Origin of the sequence: Martelella limonii (assembly GCF_013344475.1) — a bacterium.
Lineage (GTDB): Bacteria > Pseudomonadota > Alphaproteobacteria > Rhizobiales > Rhizobiaceae > Martelella > Martelella limonii.
In genome coordinates this window covers 51,336-66,582 of the sequence record NZ_JABUOU010000010.1, presented here as the reverse complement: position 1 = coordinate 66,582, position 15,247 = coordinate 51,336, and the positions used below count along the sequence as shown (strand labels likewise).

Sequence of the window (15,247 nt, the reverse complement as noted above, 5' to 3'; positions counted from 1 at the left end):
GGATGGGTTTATGCCGGAGATGAACCAGGGATGATCTCGGCAGCCGAACGGCAGCGCAGCTATGGCTACGGGATCGCCGCCCTTGCCGCCGTCTTCGGCTTCATCCTCGTGGCGCTCGCGGCACTGTCCGGTTTCGGACGGATCGAGGACGCCGTCGCCGTCTTCGACGAGCCCTATATCTGGCGCATCCTCCGCTTCACGCTGTGGCAGGCAGCGCTCTCGACCGTGATCTCAGTTGCCCTTGCGATCCCCGTCGCCCGCGCGCTTGCGCGGCGTCCGCACTTTCCGGGCAGGCTCTGGATCGTGCGGCTGATGGCGGTTCCGCTCGGACTGCCGGTCCTGATCGGCGCGCTTGGCCTGCTCGGCATCTGGGGTCGGCAGGGGCTCGCCAACGATCTCCTGACCCTTGCGGGATTCGGCCGTCCGCTGCAGATCTACGGCCTTCAGGGCATTCTGCTTGCCCATGTCTATTTCAACCTGCCGCTCGCGGCCCGGCTGCTTCTGGCGGGGCTGGAACGGGTGCCGCAGGAATATTTCCGCTCCGCCGCCATGCTCTCCATGCCCGGCCGCGCGGTGTTCCGCTTCATCGAATGGCCGGTGATCGCGCCGCTGATTGCGGGCGTTGCCGGGCTGATCTTCATGCTCTGCGCCACATCCTTCACGCTCGTGTTGATCCTCGGCGGCGGGCCGGCGGCCACCACGATCGAGGTCGCGATCTACCAGGCGCTCCGGTTCGACTTCAATCCCTCGCGCGCCGTCGCCCTTGCGGGGCTGCAGATCGCGCTGTCCGGCGCGGTGCTGATCGCGCTGGCCTTCCTGCCGAAAGCCTCGGACCCCGGCTCCAGCGCGGAGACGGCGCTGGACCGGCCGGATGGCGCGCGCCGCATCGGGGCGCTTGCGGACGGTGCCCTGATCAGCGCATTCACCGTCTGGCTGGCCCTGCCGCTTGCCATCATCCTCGTCAAGGGACTGAAAGCCGATCTCCTGAGGCTGATCGGCGAGCGGGTCTTCCTGCATGCCACGGCAACAAGCCTTGGGATCGCGCTTGGCGCCGCCCTGATCTCGCTTGCGATCGCGCTTGCCTTCATCACCGCGACCGGCGCTGTCGCCGCATCGAAACGCCCGGGACCCGCCGCCCGGGGCTTCCGCGCAACGATCGCAGCCATGGGATCGCTGGTGCTGCTGGTGCCGCCGATCGTCCTTGGGACGGGCTGGTTCCTGCTTCTGCGCCCGGCAGGCCTGACGGATGCCGCAGCCCCGGTGATCGTGGCCGGCATCAATGCGCTGATGGCGCTTCCCTTCGTGCTGCGCGTGCTGCAGCCGGCAATCGCGGTGCACCGGGCTCGCACCGCAAGGCTTTCGGCCAGTCTCGGCCTTTCCGGCCTCGCCCGGATCCGCATCGTCGACTGGCCGGGGCTGAAGCGGCCCCTGCTGACGGCGCTTTCCTTTGCCATGGCGTTGTCGCTCGGCGATCTTGGAGCCGTTGCGCTCTTCGGCGGCGATGACCTTACCACTCTGCCCTGGCTGCTCTACAGCCGTCTCGGCAGCTATCGCACCGCAGATGCGGACGGGCTGGCGCTGCTGCTCGGCGCGCTCTGCCTCGTGCTGATGATCGCGGGAACGAGAGCGCCGGAGGCCAGATGATGAGGGATACCGCAATGCCTGACATGCCGGCCGATATCACGCTTGAGAGTGTCTCCCTGCGTCTCGGCGACAAGGCGTTCCTGTTCGACGCCACGATTGCGGGCGGAATGGTAACCGCCGTCACCGGCAGGTCCGGCTCGGGCAAGTCGACGCTTCTCAATCTGATCGCAGGCTTTGAGACCCCGGACAGCGGCCTCGTCAGGATCGGCGGCGAGACCATGAATGCGCTGCATGTATCGAAGCGTCCGGTTACCGTCGTATTTCAGGAAAACAATCTCTTCGCCCATCTCGACATCTTCACCAATGTCGGACTCGGCATAGATCCGGCGCTGAAGCTCGATGCCGCCGGGCGAGAGCGCACACGCCATGCACTGGAGCGGGTCGGCCTTGCGGGTTATGACAGACGCAAACCGGCCACGCTTTCCGGCGGCGAACGCCAGCGCGCCGCCTTTGCCCGGGCGCTGGTGCGCGACCGGCCGGTACTGTTGCTCGATGAACCCTTTGCCGCACTCGATCCGGAGATGCGCAGCGAGATGGGCGGGCTTCTTCTTGAACTTCATCGCGAATCCGGCAATACCGTTGTGATTGTCTCGCATGAACCGGACGAGGTGGAAGCGATTGCGGATCACCGTCTGGTTGTGGAAGACGGGCGTCTTGCAGCGCGCTATTGACCGGCGGCGCGGCGAACGTCAAATATGGGTAGACGACCGGATACGCTCCGATCGGCAATGAGCAGGGACGCGTTTCAAGACGCGACAGGCATGGTGAACAAGGTCAGCCGCGGCCACACGCATTTCAGACGCAACCGCTTGCTTTCGGGCATGCAGCCTTCAGTGTTCGCCCTGATCGCGGCCCTTGCGCTGTCGTCATGCCAGACGAATGATACTTTCTTCATTCTGCCGGAGACGCCGGCGGTCTCGGAACAGACTGTCGATGCACTGACGCGCAACGATCCGAATGCCGCGATGGGCGCGCGCGAACATCCCCGCATTCTCGAGACCTATGGCGGCCAGTACCGCGATCCGCAGGTGGAGAAACTGGTGGCGCGCGTGGCAGGCGCTCTCACGGCCGTATCGGAAAATCCGCGCCAGACCTACCGGATCACGATCCTGAACTCGCCGAGCATCAATGCCTTCGCGCTGCCGGGGGGCTATCTCTACGTGACCCGCGGCCTTCTGGCGCTTGCAACGGATGCATCCGAAATTGCCGCCGTGCTATCGCACGAAATGGCGCATGTGACCGCCAATCACGGCATTGAACGCCAGCGCCGCGAAGAGGCGGAGGCGATCTCGAACGAGGTGATCTCCGAAGTGCTGCCGGGCAATCCGGAGGTCGACCAGATTGCCGCGCGCGGCAAGATGCGCCTTGCCGCCTTCTCGCGGCAGCAGGAGCTCGAGGCCGATGCGATCGGCATCCGCATGCTGGCCGAAGCCGGTTACGATCCCTATGCCGCCTCGCGCTTCCTGCGCTCGATGGCAGCCTATGCCCAGTATGAAACGGCGAGTGCCGAGGATGGCAGCCTCGATTTTCTGTCGAGCCACCCCAATACGCCGCGCCGGATCGAGCTTGCAGCGCAGCAGGCCTCCCTCTATGCCAATGTCGGCTCTTCCGAGATCGGCCGCGACTATTTCCTGAGCGGGATCGATGGCCTGCTCTATGGCAGCAATCCCGATCAGGGCTATATCCGCGACCGCGATTTCTATCATCCGAAGCTGCAGATCGCCTTCCAGGTTCCGCCGGGCTTTTCGATGTCGGACAAGGCAAATGCTGTGGTCGCGACGGGTCCGGGCGATGTCGCGATCCGGTTCGACGGGGTCAAGGCCAATGGCCGCCGCGACCTGGCGGACTATATGCGCAGCGGATGGGTGACGGGACTGGTGGACGGCTCGGTGGAAACGACCACCGTCAACGGCATGCCGGCGGCCACCGCCACCGCGATCGCGGGGGAATGGATCTTCGATGTCACCGTCATCCGCGACGGCGCCGAAATCTACCGGCTGTTGACCGCCGCCCCGCGCGGCAGCGGCACGGTGCAAAATGTTGCCGCCTCGGTACGCTCCTCGTTCCACAAGCTGTCGCCAAGCGAGGTCGCCAATCTGAAACCGCTGAGAATCCGGATCGTGACGGTACAACCTGGCGACACGGTGGCCAGCATTGCAGCCCAGATGATGGGTACCAACCGCAAGCTTGCCCTTTTCCAGGTGCTGAATGCGATCACGCCCGGCGCAACGCTCTCGGTTGGCGACAAGGTCAAGATCGTTTCGCAGTAAAGCCGTCCCGCTTTGACGGAACGGCTCAGGCTACCGATAAAGCCACAGCTCGGATGCATCCGCCAAATGAACCCGCAGGAGAAATGTTTGGACTTGATCCGGGCAGCTCAAGCGATTGTGCCTTCTGGGCATTATTGCGAACGCTTGCCGTATGGCCTGGATCCTCGTGTCGAGCACGAGGATGACCCTGCATTCAAGGGCAAAGTTTGACAACAAAACGAGCCGTCCCACGCTATGTGGAACGGCTCGAATCTTTCACCGATATCGATGGCTCGGTGCAAGCTGCATGGGCGCTCAGGCAATCGCGAGTTCGACGGAGCCTTCGGAGGTCATGGCCATCTTCAGCTTCTCGAGCGCGCGGTTCTCGATCTGGCGCACGCGTTCCTTCGAGATGCCAAGCTCGGCGCCGAGCTCTGCCAGCGTCGCGCCGTCATCCGCAAGCTTGCGGGCGCGGATGACGCGGTTTTCGCGGGCGGACAGCTTTCCAAGCGCGCGTTTGAGACGAAGATGCAGCCGCTCGCCATCGATGATGCCGGAAACCTGCTCTTCGGGCAGCGGCGCATCGCAGACCAGAAGATCGATCCGCTCCGCACCATCCTCGCCATCCGCGCTGACAGGCGCCTGAAGCGAGGCGTCATTGCCGGAAAGCCGGGCGTCCATCACCTGAACATCTGAGACCGAAACGCCGAGACTGGCCGCTATTTCCTCATAGATGGCCTGAGCGCTCATGCTCTGGTCGCGTGCGGCGATCTTGGCGCGCAGGCGGCGAAGCTTGAAGAACAGGGCTTTCTGGGTAGAACTTGTGCCACCTCTGACGATCGACCAGTTGCGCAGCACGTAATCCTGCATCGAGGCACGCACCCACCAGCTTGCATAGGTGGAGAATCTGACGCCGCGTTCATGGTCGAACCGGGCGGCCGCTTCAAGAAGCCCGACATAGCCTTCCTGGACAAGATCGGATTTCGGAAGCCCGAAGCCGCGGAATTTGCCAGCCATCGACACAACGAGACGAAGATGGGCCATCGCGATATCGTCGCGCGCATCGCTGTCTTCGCGCACCCGCCAGCGGGTGGCCAGTTCCGTTTCCTGTTCGCGGGTGAGGTAGGGTGCCGCCATGGCGGCGCTGGCAATACGGTGATCCTGAACGTCGATATCCATGGCAGAGCTCCCGTTAGGCGCGGTGATCGGGTCGACGAGAGGACAGGACTACGTCCCGTCCATTCTCTCAATCATGAACGCGGCTCGGGGCCATTTAGTTCAACATGGAATTCATTTTTTTGAAGAACAGGTCTGGTCCATAAAAAAATCCGGCCTAAAAGACCGGATTTTCTTCAATGATGCGTGCAGAAGCAGCGCCGATCAGGCGGCTTCCTCGCGGGCGTCGTCTTCTTCTTCCGCCGTCTTGCCGCGCTTGGGGCTCTTGGCAAGGTTGGTCTCGATCAGGCGAACGGCCTCGGTATCAGACATCTTGTTGACGGCTGCGATTTCGCGGGCCATGCGGTCGAGCGCTGCCTCATAAAGCTGGCGTTCCGAATAGGACTGCTCGGGCTGGTTTTCGGCGCGATAGAGATCACGAACCACTTCGGCAATCGAAATCAGGTCGCCGGAATTGATCTTGGCGTCGTATTCCTGGGCGCGGCGCGACCACATGGTGCGCTTCACGCGGGCCTTGCCCTGCACAACCTTCAGCGCGCGCTCGACGAAATCCGTTTCCGAAAGCTTGCGCATGCCAATGCTCATGGCCTTGGCAACCGGCACCTTCAGGCGCATCTTGTCCTTGTCGAATTCGATAACGAAGAGCTCGAGCTTCATGCCGGCCACTTCCTGCTCCTCGATCGCGCTGATCGTGCCAACGCCGTGGGCAGGATAGACGATGGATTCACCGGGCTTGAAACCGTGGCGGCCGGCAGGCTTTTTCTGTTGTACTGTCATAGGCTTTCAAAAACTCCCTGTTACGCATCCGGCGGGCGCCGGTTCCGGACATGCATGCTCCGGAGGGTGGGGCAACGGAGGTTGCCACCCACTGTATCCATCGAACGGGCAACGAAAAACGTCACGAAACCGTGATCTGAAGGCAGAAGCACTTCAAAAAATCCGATTATCCGACGCTTGGGTTGATTTCTTTCTTCGGCTTTACGGGCAATGCTGCCGTTTTATGGGTCAGTGCCAATTATATAGCACGACGCGCAGCAGAAATCAATGAGCCGTGCGCCCGTGACGCGTTGTCACAGACGGGAACGTGGTCCATGGCCGACACCTAGCGGAATTGCCACCATTCGCCAAGCCTAAAATTGCCGTCGGCTCCGAAAAATTCAGGCTTTGTTGACGGGGCGTCAACGCCCGAAGCCGACCACTCAGTCGCCTGCGCCAGGCTTTTCGGAGAAGTACTTCTCGAACTTGTTTTCGACACCATCCATCTCCTCCGCCTCGGGAAGCGGCTCCTTCTTGATGGTGATGTTCGGCCAGGATTCGGAGAAATCGGCGTTCAGCTTCAGCCACTTGTCGAGACCCGGCTCGGTGTCGGGCTTGATCGCCTCGGCGGGACATTCCGGCTCGCAAACCCCGCAGTCGATGCACTCGTCGGGATGGATCACGAGGAAGTTCTCGCCCTCGTAAAAGCAGTCGACAGGGCAGACTTCGACACAGTCGGTGTATTTGCACTTGATGCAGTTATCGGTCACGACATAGGTCATGAAGAACTCCAGAAACCTGCGGCGCAACCCGTCAGAACCGTGAACCGGCCCGTTTGGGGCTTTGCGTCCATAAACTCTGATCGGGGAGTACCGGCTTTCAAACGGCCCGGCAAGACCATTTCATGCTCGAAACCCGGCCCGGACGGGTAGAACTTTCCAAACCGCCCGAAGGTTTCAGTCCCCGCGCAACTTCGAAAGCTCGCGGCGTTCCTTCTTGGTCGGCCGCCCGGAACCCGGCACGCGCTGGGCCTGCTCGAAGGCGGACAGCGCCTCGCGCGCTTCAGGCGGGGGGCTGACATCCTCGTAAAGCGTCTGCGCCTCCGCATACGGTCCGCGCCTTACGCCCGCAGCGCGCACGATCAGATGGAGGTCGCGGCGTTCGAGCGCAATCACCAGACGGTCACCGTCGCCGACGTCGACGCTCGGGCGGATCACCCGCGCGCCGTTGAGCCGGACCTGCCCGTCGCGCACCATTTTCTGCGCGAGCGAGCGGGATTTCACGATGCGCGCGAAGAACAGCCACTTGTCGATGCGCTGTCTTTCGGCGGTATCCGTCATCGCTTCGGCAGCTTCAGCGTTTCATCTGCGCCTTCAGCGCAGCGAGCTTGGCGAAGGGCGAATCGGGATCGACCGGCTTGTCCTTCTCGCGCCGCGGCGGACGCTGATTGGCCTGATCGTCATTGCGTTCGCGGCGCGGACCCTTGCCCGGGCCTTTGCCACCGCCCTTGCCGGAACGCTCATTGGCTTCGTTGTTGCGATCGCCGCCCTTGCGGCCGCCCTGCTGACCGCGCCCGCGGCCTTCGCCGCGCGGCTGGCCACGGCCCTGCTGGGGGCGGGGCGCGTTGCGTTCGTTGCGGCCGGCCTGACGCCACAGGAGAACCGGCTTTGCCTCTTCCTCGGCGGCCTCGGCGGGCTTTTCCTCCGGCGCGGCGGACGTTTCGGCGGCGCCTGCGGAAGCGTCCGTTGCAGGCGCCCCGGTCTCAGCCTCGGGTGCAGCGTCGGCTTCGCCTTCCGCATCGACCGGCTTTTCTGTTGCAGCTTTCTTGGCGACCGTCTCCACCGTCACGCCGCTCGGCGCCTGACGCGCAGCCTTTTCGGCATCACGGGAGGCCTGGATGTCCGAAATCTCGGCAACCTCGGCTTCCGTTGCCGTATCGGCGCGATATCCGAGACCCTTCAGGATCTCTTCCATGTCATCGGCCGTTGCGCCGAGGATGGACATCATCGCGGGCGTCGTGACGAACCGGCGGCCGTCAAAGGCGCCTTCCGGGCGCGGCGTGCCGGTTTCGGGCTTCCACTGGGTCAGCGGACGGATCAGATCGGCGAGACGCTCTAGAATATCGATGCGCACGGCACGCTTGCCGAGGAAACGGAAGCCGGCGAGCTTGTAGAATTCGCGCTCGTAGGACGGCTCGGTCACGACCGAGGTGCGTCCGGCTGCGAGCACGGAAATCAGATCGCCATAACCCGGCTTGTCCATGCCGTCATTCTTCAGCGCCCAGAGCAGCGTGATCATTTCGGCAGGTGCGGGCTTCAACAGCGCGGGAATGAAAACGTGGTAGGCGCCGAAACGCACGCCGTAGCGGCGCAGCGATGCGCGCGCATCCTGATCCAGCGTCTTCACCTCATTGGCGACGTCGCGACGGAACAGCACGCCGTAAGCCTCGACCAGCTGGAAGGCGAGACCGCGGGCGATGCCTTCGAGATCCTCGGCATTGGCAAGATCGTCGAGCGGCTTCAGCACCGTCTGGATCTGGTGATTGACGTAACGCTCGATGCGGGCGGCAACATGATCGCGCGCAGCCCCCGTCAGCTGTTCATCGGCCAGCAGGATCACCCGCGGCTTCAAAACATTGTCGGTTGCGACCAGACGGGCCACGGGATCACCGAGCCAGCGCACGGTGCCCGAGGCATCGAGCGCCAGGTCGCCATTGCCGGAGGCGTGCAGCCGCGCGGCGCGAGCCTCGAACTCCAGCGCCAGCGCTTTTTGCGCGGCAGCTTCAATGGCCTTGGCATCGGGACCCTCGGCCCCGGCCACGGCTTTGAAACGGAAGCCCGCCAGTTCCCCCACATGATGTCCTTCCACGAAGACATCACCATTTACGCTCACTTCAGCTTCAAGCATCGCATTCTCTCTCAGGCGCTTCATCAGCACAGATGTCCTGCGGTCAACGAAGCGTTTCGTCAACCTCTCATGCAGCGCATCCGACAGCCGATCCTCGATTTTCCGTGTCTTTTCCTGCCAGTGTGTCGGATCGGCAAGCCATCCGGGCCGGTTCGACACATAAGTCCATGTTCTGATCTGGGCGATTCTCGCCGACAGCGTATCGATTTCGCCATCGGTACGGTCGGCATGACGCACCTGGGCTGCCAGGAAATCCTCGTCCACCGTGCCATTTCTGACCAGATCAAGATAGAGGGAGGCAATCAGCTCCGCATGCTGGGCGGGCGTGATCCGGCGATAATCCGGTAGCGCGCAGGCCTCCCACAAAAGTTCGATCCGCTGCCTGCGGTCCGCCTTGCCGGCGACCTCCGGGTTGCGGGCCAGGAATTCGAGCGCGCGCTGGTCGACGGCAGGCAGTGCCCGCGTCAGCCCCTGGACCCGGGGCACATCGTCGAGGCTCGCCTTCAGACCGGCGAGCGAGGAGAAGTCGAGCGACTTGGACCGCCACTGCAGCACGCGGACCGGATCGAAGTGATGCGACTGCAGCCGCTCGACCAGTTCATCGTCGAACGGCGCCACCCGGCTCGTCACCCCAAAGGTGCCGTCGCGCATGTGGCGGCCGGCGCGGCCGGCGATCTGGCCGAGTTCGCCCGGATTGAGATTGCGGTACTGGTGGCCGTCGAACTTGTGGTCCTGGGCAAAGGCGACATGGTCGACATCGAGATTGAGACCCATGCCGATCGCGTCGGTGGCAACGAGATATTCGACATCGCCGTTCTGGTAGAGTTCGACCTGGGCATTGCGGGTGCGCGGGCTGAGCGCGCCGAGCACCACGGCTGCCCCGCCCCGCTGACGGCGGATCAGCTCGGCGATCGCATAGACTTCATCGGTGGAGAACGCGACGACCGCGGACCTGCGCGGAAGGCGCGTTATCTTTTTCTGACCGGCATAGAAAAGCTGGGAGAGACGCGGCCGCTCGATCACGGAAATGCCGGGCAGCAGGCTCTGCAGGATCGGCCGCATCGTGGCGGAGCCCAGAAGCAGCGTCTCCTCGCGCCCGCGCAGATGCAGGATCCGGTCTGTGAAGATGTGGCCGCGCTCGAGATCGCCGGCAAGCTGGACCTCGTCGATGGCGACGAAGGCAACGTCTGTCTCGCGCGGCATCGCTTCCACGGTGCAGACGCTGAAGCGCGCCTTCGGCGGCGCAATCTTCTCCTCGCCGGTGATCAGAGCGACATTGTTGACGCCGACGCGCTCGACGATGCGGGTATAGACCTCACGCGCAAGCAGCCTCAACGGCAGGCCGATCACGCCGGAGGAATGCGCCACCATGCGCTCGATTGCAAAATGGGTCTTGCCGGTATTGGTCGGACCGAGCATCGCGGTGACACCGCGTCCGCTCAAGATCATTGCTTCAGAATTCAATGTCCGGTCCCAAATCGTGTGGTCAGGGCCAAATCCTCGCCCCCGGCCTGTCTCCAATCGTCGCGCCTGTCGGCTTCATCGTGCCGGCTGCGACCGCTTTTTCTATAGATGGCCTGTGCGCGGGCCACAAGCAAGGCCCGTGCAGGATTTAGAGGTCAAAAAACGCTGCTGCGTTAAGATCTGGAACAGATGCGAACGAATCACAGACGAATCGCTGACTCGCCCGTCTTCCCTTTTTGTTCACGGCTAGATGTTGCGCAGATGCGCGTTCATGCGCCCATATCTGGATTCGCAATTTCCAGTCATCGCCGGCAAAGGCCGAATTGCGCCCGGCGACGTTAACCTTTGACGCACGCATTTTCTGAGTGGGCGGATACCCCGGACAAGGCCCCGAGTCGGGCTGGCGTTAACCTTCAGGTCAAAGCCGGAACGAATCGGCGACGAATCGCTTACCTGCCCGTTTTCCCGTTTTGTTCACCGCTACATCTGGTGGAGTAAGACTTCTTTAACCATATTTTTCAGGTATTTGCCGGCCCTCAACGGCGATGACCGTTAACCATTTGTCGCACCAATTAAATGCGGAGACCGGGGGAACAAACCGGCGAAAGGCCGCGTTTAGCGTCCAATCATTCTGATCGAGAGGGAATTCAATGCTGGGCACCATTCTTCTTATTATTCTGATATTGCTTCTGATCGGCGCATTGCCGCGTTGGGGATATTCCGCCAACTGGGGCTATGGTCCGTCGGGCGGTCTTGGCCTCGTGCTGCTGATCGTCATCATCCTGCTGCTTGTCGGCTACATCTGATACATCACGGAGATCTGAGAATATGAAAAAGACTGTACTCGCCCTCGCCCTTCTCATTCCGCTTGCAGCCTGCACCACGCAGCAGCGCAACGCCACCATTGGCGGTGGTCTTGGTGCCGCCACCGGCGCTGCCGTGACCGGCAATGCGACGGGCGCTGTTGCCGGCGGCCTGATCGGCGCTGGCGTTGGCGCTGCCGTCCGCTAATTGAGACTGATTCAAAACTGATTGCGCCGGCAGAGCGAATTCTGCCGGTGCTCATTCAAGCGGCGCGCGTCATCTGGATGTCGCGTCAAGATCGGCTCGAAGCGTTCAACCCCGCTCGTCGATCCAGGCGTCGCCCTCGCGCGACGCCTTTTATTTTTTTGCTCTTAGAACGCTCAGAAGCGCTCCACGCACATCGCAACCCCCATGCCGCCGCCGATGCAGAGCGTTGCCAGGCCCTTTCTCGCGCCGCAGCGCTGCATTTCATAGACCAGCGTTGTCAGCACACGCGCACCGGACGCCCCGATCGGGTGGCCGAGCGCAATCGCGCCGCCATTGACATTGACCTTGTCCGGGTCGAGCTCCAGATCGCGGGTGATGGCGAGCGCCTGCGCCGCGAAGGCCTCGTTGGCTTCGACGAGATCGAGATCGGCGAACTGCCAGCCGGCCTTTGCGAGCGCCTTGCGCGATGCCGGGATCGGTCCAGTGCCCATGATCTGCGGATCGACACCCGCCGTTGCCCAGGACGCGATCCGTGCAAGCGGCGCGACGCCGCGCCGTTCCGCATTGGCCTCGTCCATCAGCACCAGTGCCGCCGCACCATCATTGATGCCGGAGGCATTGCCGGCGGTCACGCGGCCGCCATCCATGAAGGCGGGGCGAAGCCGCTCCAGCGCTTCCGGCGTCATGCCCTCGCGAATGCCCTCATCCTGCGCAATCACGGTCTCCGATTTGCCGCTCGCGACCGTCACCGGCACGATCTCGTCTTCAAATCGGCCTGCGGTACGCGCTGCCTCGGCGCGGTTTTGCGAGCGCGCGGCATATTCATCCAGCGCTTGGCGCGAAAGCTCCCAACGCTCGGCGACGTTTTCCGCGGTGATGCCCATGTGATAGCCATAGAACGCATCTAGCAGCCCGTCCTTCAGCATGGTGTCGACCAGTTCGGCATTGCCCATGCGCGTTGCGCTGCGAAGATGGGTGCAGTGTGGCGACAGCGACATCGACTCCTGGCCGCCGGCAACGACGATCTCCGCATCGCCCGCTGCAATCTGCTGCATGCCGAGCGCCACAGCGCGCAGGCCCGATCCGCAGAGCTGGTTGATGACGAAAGCGGTCTTTTCCTGCGGCATGCCGACCGCCATCGCCGCCTGGCGCGCCGGGTTCTGCCCGCAGCCCGCCGTCAGCACCTGCCCGAGGATCACCTCATCGACCGCATTTGGCGAAACTCCAGCACGCGCAAGCGCTTCGGCGATGGCGACCGCGCCCAGTTCGTGGGCCGGAACACCTGAAAGCGCCCCGCCCATGACCCCGATCGGCGTGCGCGCCGCACCTGCAATAACGATCCCTGAACCGGCCATGCCGCCCTCCCGCGGTTGTTGTTTTCCGGCACTGTGCAAAAGCGCGGAAGGGAAGTCAAACGCGGTGCGGCGGCACGATTGCCACCCCGCGGCCGACCGGCCCGCCGCCATCGCTGCAATGCGACAAAATCATTGTATCGGGGGCTTTTTTGGAGTTACATCAGGACGGGAAGAGGAAACAGATCGCGGGGAGGAGGCACTATGCCCGTAAGCGACGGACCGACCATCATCAAGAAATATGCCAACCGCCGGCTCTACAACACCGGCACCAGCAGCTACGTCACGCTGGAGGACCTGGCCGACATGGTGAAAAAGGGAGAGGATTTCACCGTCAAGGACGCCAGGGCCGGCGACGACATCACCCATACCGTGCTGACGCAGATCATTTTCGAACAGGAAGCGAAATCCGACCAGGCGATCCTGCCAGTGTCGTTCCTGCGCGAGATCATCGGCTATTACGGCGACCAGATGCAGGCGATGCTGCCGGGCTTTCTCGACAACGCCATGAAGGCGTTCTCCGAGCAGCAGGCCCATATGCGCGAGCAGATGGACAAGGCGCTCTACGCCAACCCGCTGAAGCGGGAATATTACCGCAAGGAAGAGGCGTCCCGCGCCCTCGGCGCCACCAGCTACCGCGCCCCAGATGAGGACGACGAGATGGCCGCGATCCACACCGTCACCGGCGATCTCGACGATCTGAGGCAGCAGCTCCGCCTGCTGCAGGACCGCATCGACAACATGTGACGCTGGCGACCGGCCCGGCCTCGCGCTAAAGGCCGGTCACCGCGCAAAACGCAAAACACCGCCTCCTTTTCGGGAGGCGGTGTTGTTTTGTGGCCTGCGTTTCAGCCGATCCGGAAGCCGCGATAGCCATCATCGCGGATCTCGTTCATCTCGCTCATGTAATTGCCCATGCCGCCCATGTACCACATCGAGGTGCGGGGCTTTCCGGGAATGTTTGCGCCGTTGATCCAGCTGTCGGTGACCTGGAACAGGGTTCCGGCCATGCCCTCCTGGCAGATGCGCACCCAGCCATCCTGCGCCTCCTTGCTGGTCTCGATGATGCCGTTGCCGTCTTCTGCCCGCCTGATCATGTCGCTCAGGAAGTCGACCTGCCATTCATGGACCAGCGGCTGGCTGGTGAACGGGCTGAAGGGGCCGAAGACCATCAGGAGGTTCGGGAAATCGGCAATCGACATGCCGGCATAGGCGCGCGGACCGTCCTTCCAGGCATCCTTGAGGCGCACGCCATCGCGGCCGATCGTGTCGATCTTCAGGTAATTGCCGGTCATCGCGTCGAACCCGGTCGCCATGATCACCACGTCGAGGGCGAGTTCCTTGCCGTCGATCATCAGCCCGTTTTCGGTAAAGCGCTCGATCGGATGGGCCTTGACGTCGTGGAGCGTGACATTGTCGCGGTTATAGGTCTCGTAATAATTGTCAGCCGCAAGCGGGCGCTTGGCGTAATAGTCGCGCGGCGTCAGCCGGTCGGCAACCTCGGGGTCATCGACGATCGCGTCGATCTTCGACTTGATGAAGTCCGTGGCCGTCTTGTTGGCTTCCGCCGTCACCGGAATGTCGGAGAAGGTCTCGAGCAGGAAGCTGAAGCCATTGCCCTTCTGCCATGCCTTTTCATAGACGCGCCTGCGTTCTTCCTCGTCGACCTCCAACGCCGAGACCGTGCTTTCATCGAAGCCGAAAACCGCAGCGGTGCTGAGCGCCCAGTCGCGGAAGCCATGGGGATCGGACTTGATCTTTTCGCGGGTTTCGGCAGGAAACGGGCCGATGCCGAGCGGAACCACCCATTGCGCGGTGCGCTGCAGCACGTGGAGATGGCCGACCTTGTCGGCAAGCGCCGTGATGATCTGAATGCCTGTGGACCCGGTCCCGACCACGCCGACGCGCTTTCCGGCAAGATCCGGCGCGTCCTTCGGCCATTTGGAGGCGAGCAGCACTTCGCCCTTGAACTTGTCCTGATCGGGAAATTGCGGCGCGTAGGAAGACGACAGCAGGCCGACGGCCTCGATCACATATTTCGCCTTCACGGTATCGCCGTTTGCGGTGGTCAGAAGCCAGCGCTTCTCGTCTTCCTGCCATTCGGCCCGGGTGATGCGGGTGCGGAAATGGATCGAGCGCTTCAGATCGTGCTTGTCGGCAACGGCGTTGAGATAGTTCAGCACTTCCGGCTGCTTGGCATAGCGCTCCGACCATTCCCAGTTCTGGAACATGTCGAGGTCGAAGGAATAGGTATAGACGGTCGATTCGGTATCGACCCTGCAGCCGGGATAGCGGTTCCAGTACCATGTGCCGCCGACGCCATCCGCATCGTCGAAGGCCTCGGCGTTCATGCCGAGCACATTGCGCATGCGGTGGAGCGCGTAAAGGCCTCCGACGCCCGTGCCGATGATGGCCACATCGAGCTCGTGATGATTGTGCGATACCGCGTTCATGATGGAACCTCCCATTCTCGTAAAAACCTGCGGCGCAAGGCCGCCGCCGGGGCGTATTGTCGGGTCCGCACTCCCTCGCGGCCTCCGTCCCGGCGATCTTGTCGGGACACTCATATGGTATTACGGTATTATCGTCAATCGCGGCATTTGACGAAATCGGCCTTGTCATCATCATATTCCTATAATACCGTATTACGATATTGAGGAGTAGCCGCTGTTGCGCGCTTGCACGAAG

At 62.6% G+C, this 15,247-nt stretch carries 13 protein-coding genes; 6 read left to right on the top strand and 7 right to left on the bottom strand.

The annotated features are described in order from the left end of the window. Window positions 1-30: 30 nt before the first annotated feature. The 3 genes from thiP to HPQ62_RS17820 all read left to right on the top strand — a co-directional run bounded on the left by thiP (window position 31) and on the right by HPQ62_RS17820 (window position 3,914). Complete coding sequence (thiP, locus tag HPQ62_RS17830) at window positions 31-1,644, top strand: thiamine/thiamine pyrophosphate ABC transporter permease (RefSeq protein WP_174803939.1); 1,614 nt, start codon at window positions 31-33, stop codon at window positions 1,642-1,644. Then, complete coding sequence (locus HPQ62_RS17825) at window positions 1,644-2,315, top strand: thiamine ABC transporter ATP-binding protein (RefSeq protein WP_244629758.1); 672 nt, start codon at window positions 1,644-1,646, stop codon at window positions 2,313-2,315. The genes thiP and HPQ62_RS17825 overlap by 1 nt, the downstream gene beginning before the upstream one ends. A 150-nt stretch (window positions 2,316-2,465) precedes the next feature. After that, the gene (locus HPQ62_RS17820) at window positions 2,466-3,914 is read left to right on the top strand and encodes a M48 family metalloprotease (protein ID WP_483308176.1); all 1,449 of its coding nucleotides are present in this window, start codon (window positions 2,466-2,468) and stop codon (window positions 3,912-3,914) included. Window positions 3,915-4,208: 294 nt separating this feature from the next. Here HPQ62_RS17820 and HPQ62_RS17815 read toward each other — a convergent pair whose 3' ends face one another. From HPQ62_RS17815 to HPQ62_RS17795, 5 genes are all read right to left on the bottom strand, one after another. Continuing rightward, a complete protein-coding gene (locus HPQ62_RS17815) occupies window positions 4,209-5,072 on the bottom strand; it encodes an RNA polymerase factor sigma-32 (RefSeq protein WP_174803937.1) in 864 nt (287 codons plus the stop codon). 201 nt (window positions 5,073-5,273) lie between these two features. Beyond that, entirely contained in the window at window positions 5,274-5,846 is a 573-nt protein-coding gene (locus tag HPQ62_RS17810; protein ID WP_174803936.1) for a CarD family transcriptional regulator, read from the bottom strand. A 422-nt stretch (window positions 5,847-6,268) separates the two neighbouring features. Further along, window positions 6,269-6,607, bottom strand: a complete 339-nt coding sequence (gene fdxA / locus HPQ62_RS17805) for a ferredoxin FdxA (RefSeq protein WP_174803935.1) — start codon at window positions 6,605-6,607, stop codon at window positions 6,269-6,271. Window positions 6,608-6,781: 174 nt separating this feature from the next. After that, a complete protein-coding gene (locus tag HPQ62_RS17800; protein WP_174803934.1) occupies window positions 6,782-7,165 on the bottom strand; it encodes an RNA-binding S4 domain-containing protein in 384 nt (127 codons plus the stop codon). A 13-nt stretch (window positions 7,166-7,178) separates the two neighbouring features. Further along, complete coding sequence (locus HPQ62_RS17795; RefSeq protein ID WP_174804024.1) at window positions 7,179-10,181, bottom strand: helicase-related protein; 3,003 nt, start codon at window positions 10,179-10,181, stop codon at window positions 7,179-7,181. A 665-nt stretch (window positions 10,182-10,846) separates the two neighbouring features. On the opposite strand from HPQ62_RS17795, the gene HPQ62_RS17790 reads away from it, so the two are divergent. Both HPQ62_RS17790 and HPQ62_RS17785 read left to right on the top strand, forming a co-directional pair. Further along, on the top strand, window positions 10,847-11,002 hold the full coding sequence (locus HPQ62_RS17790; RefSeq protein ID WP_174803933.1) for a DUF3309 family protein: 156 nt from the start codon (window positions 10,847-10,849) through the stop codon (window positions 11,000-11,002). 22 nt (window positions 11,003-11,024) lie between these two features. Next, the gene (locus tag HPQ62_RS17785) at window positions 11,025-11,207 is read left to right on the top strand and encodes a hypothetical protein (protein WP_174803932.1); all 183 of its coding nucleotides are present in this window, start codon (window positions 11,025-11,027) and stop codon (window positions 11,205-11,207) included. Between the two features lie 173 nt (window positions 11,208-11,380). On the opposite strand, the gene HPQ62_RS17780 is transcribed toward HPQ62_RS17785, so the two are convergent. Further along, the gene (locus HPQ62_RS17780) at window positions 11,381-12,562 is read right to left on the bottom strand and encodes an acetyl-CoA C-acetyltransferase (protein WP_174803931.1); all 1,182 of its coding nucleotides are present in this window, start codon (window positions 12,560-12,562) and stop codon (window positions 11,381-11,383) included. A gap of 201 nt (window positions 12,563-12,763) precedes the next feature. On the opposite strand from HPQ62_RS17780, the gene phaR reads away from it, so the two are divergent. After that, window positions 12,764-13,306 carry a polyhydroxyalkanoate synthesis repressor PhaR gene (phaR, locus tag HPQ62_RS17775; protein WP_174803930.1) on the top strand — a complete coding sequence of 181 codons (543 nt, stop codon included), beginning with the start codon at window positions 12,764-12,766 and terminating at the stop codon, window positions 13,304-13,306. 101 nt (window positions 13,307-13,407) lie between these two features. Here phaR and HPQ62_RS17770 read toward each other — a convergent pair whose 3' ends face one another. Continuing rightward, window positions 13,408-15,012 (bottom strand): flavin-containing monooxygenase, encoded by a 1,605-nt coding sequence (locus HPQ62_RS17770; protein ID WP_174803929.1) that lies wholly within the window; start codon window positions 15,010-15,012, stop codon window positions 13,408-13,410. Window positions 15,013-15,247 lie beyond the last annotated feature (235 nt).

Bases quoted from the DNA above. Each gene is read 5' to 3' on its own strand.
- HPQ62_RS17815 (WP_174803937.1), bottom strand. From the start codon at position 5,072: ATGGATATCGACGTTCAGGATCACCGTATTGCCAGCGCCGCCATGGCG.
- fdxA (WP_174803935.1), bottom strand. From the start codon at position 6,607: ATGACCTATGTCGTGACCGATAACTGCATCAAGTGCAAATACACCGAC.
- HPQ62_RS17780 (WP_174803931.1), bottom strand. From the start codon at position 12,562: ATGGCCGGTTCAGGGATCGTTATTGCAGGTGCGGCGCGCACGCCGATC.
- HPQ62_RS17795 (WP_174804024.1), bottom strand. From the start codon at position 10,181: ATGATCTTGAGCGGACGCGGTGTCACCGCGATGCTCGGTCCGACCAAT.
- thiP (WP_174803939.1), top strand. From the start codon at position 31: ATGATCTCGGCAGCCGAACGGCAGCGCAGCTATGGCTACGGGATCGCC.
- HPQ62_RS17825 (WP_244629758.1), top strand. From the start codon at position 1,644: ATGAGGGATACCGCAATGCCTGACATGCCGGCCGATATCACGCTTGAG.
- phaR (WP_174803930.1), top strand. From the start codon at position 12,764: ATGCCCGTAAGCGACGGACCGACCATCATCAAGAAATATGCCAACCGC.
- HPQ62_RS17785 (WP_174803932.1), top strand. From the start codon at position 11,025: ATGAAAAAGACTGTACTCGCCCTCGCCCTTCTCATTCCGCTTGCAGCC.
- HPQ62_RS17820 (WP_483308176.1), top strand. From the start codon at position 2,466: ATGCAGCCTTCAGTGTTCGCCCTGATCGCGGCCCTTGCGCTGTCGTCA.
- HPQ62_RS17800 (WP_174803934.1), bottom strand. From the start codon at position 7,165: ATGACGGATACCGCCGAAAGACAGCGCATCGACAAGTGGCTGTTCTTC.
- HPQ62_RS17810 (WP_174803936.1), bottom strand. From the start codon at position 5,846: ATGACAGTACAACAGAAAAAGCCTGCCGGCCGCCACGGTTTCAAGCCC.
- HPQ62_RS17770 (WP_174803929.1), bottom strand. From the start codon at position 15,012: ATGAACGCGGTATCGCACAATCATCACGAGCTCGATGTGGCCATCATC.
- HPQ62_RS17790 (WP_174803933.1), top strand. From the start codon at position 10,847: ATGCTGGGCACCATTCTTCTTATTATTCTGATATTGCTTCTGATCGGC.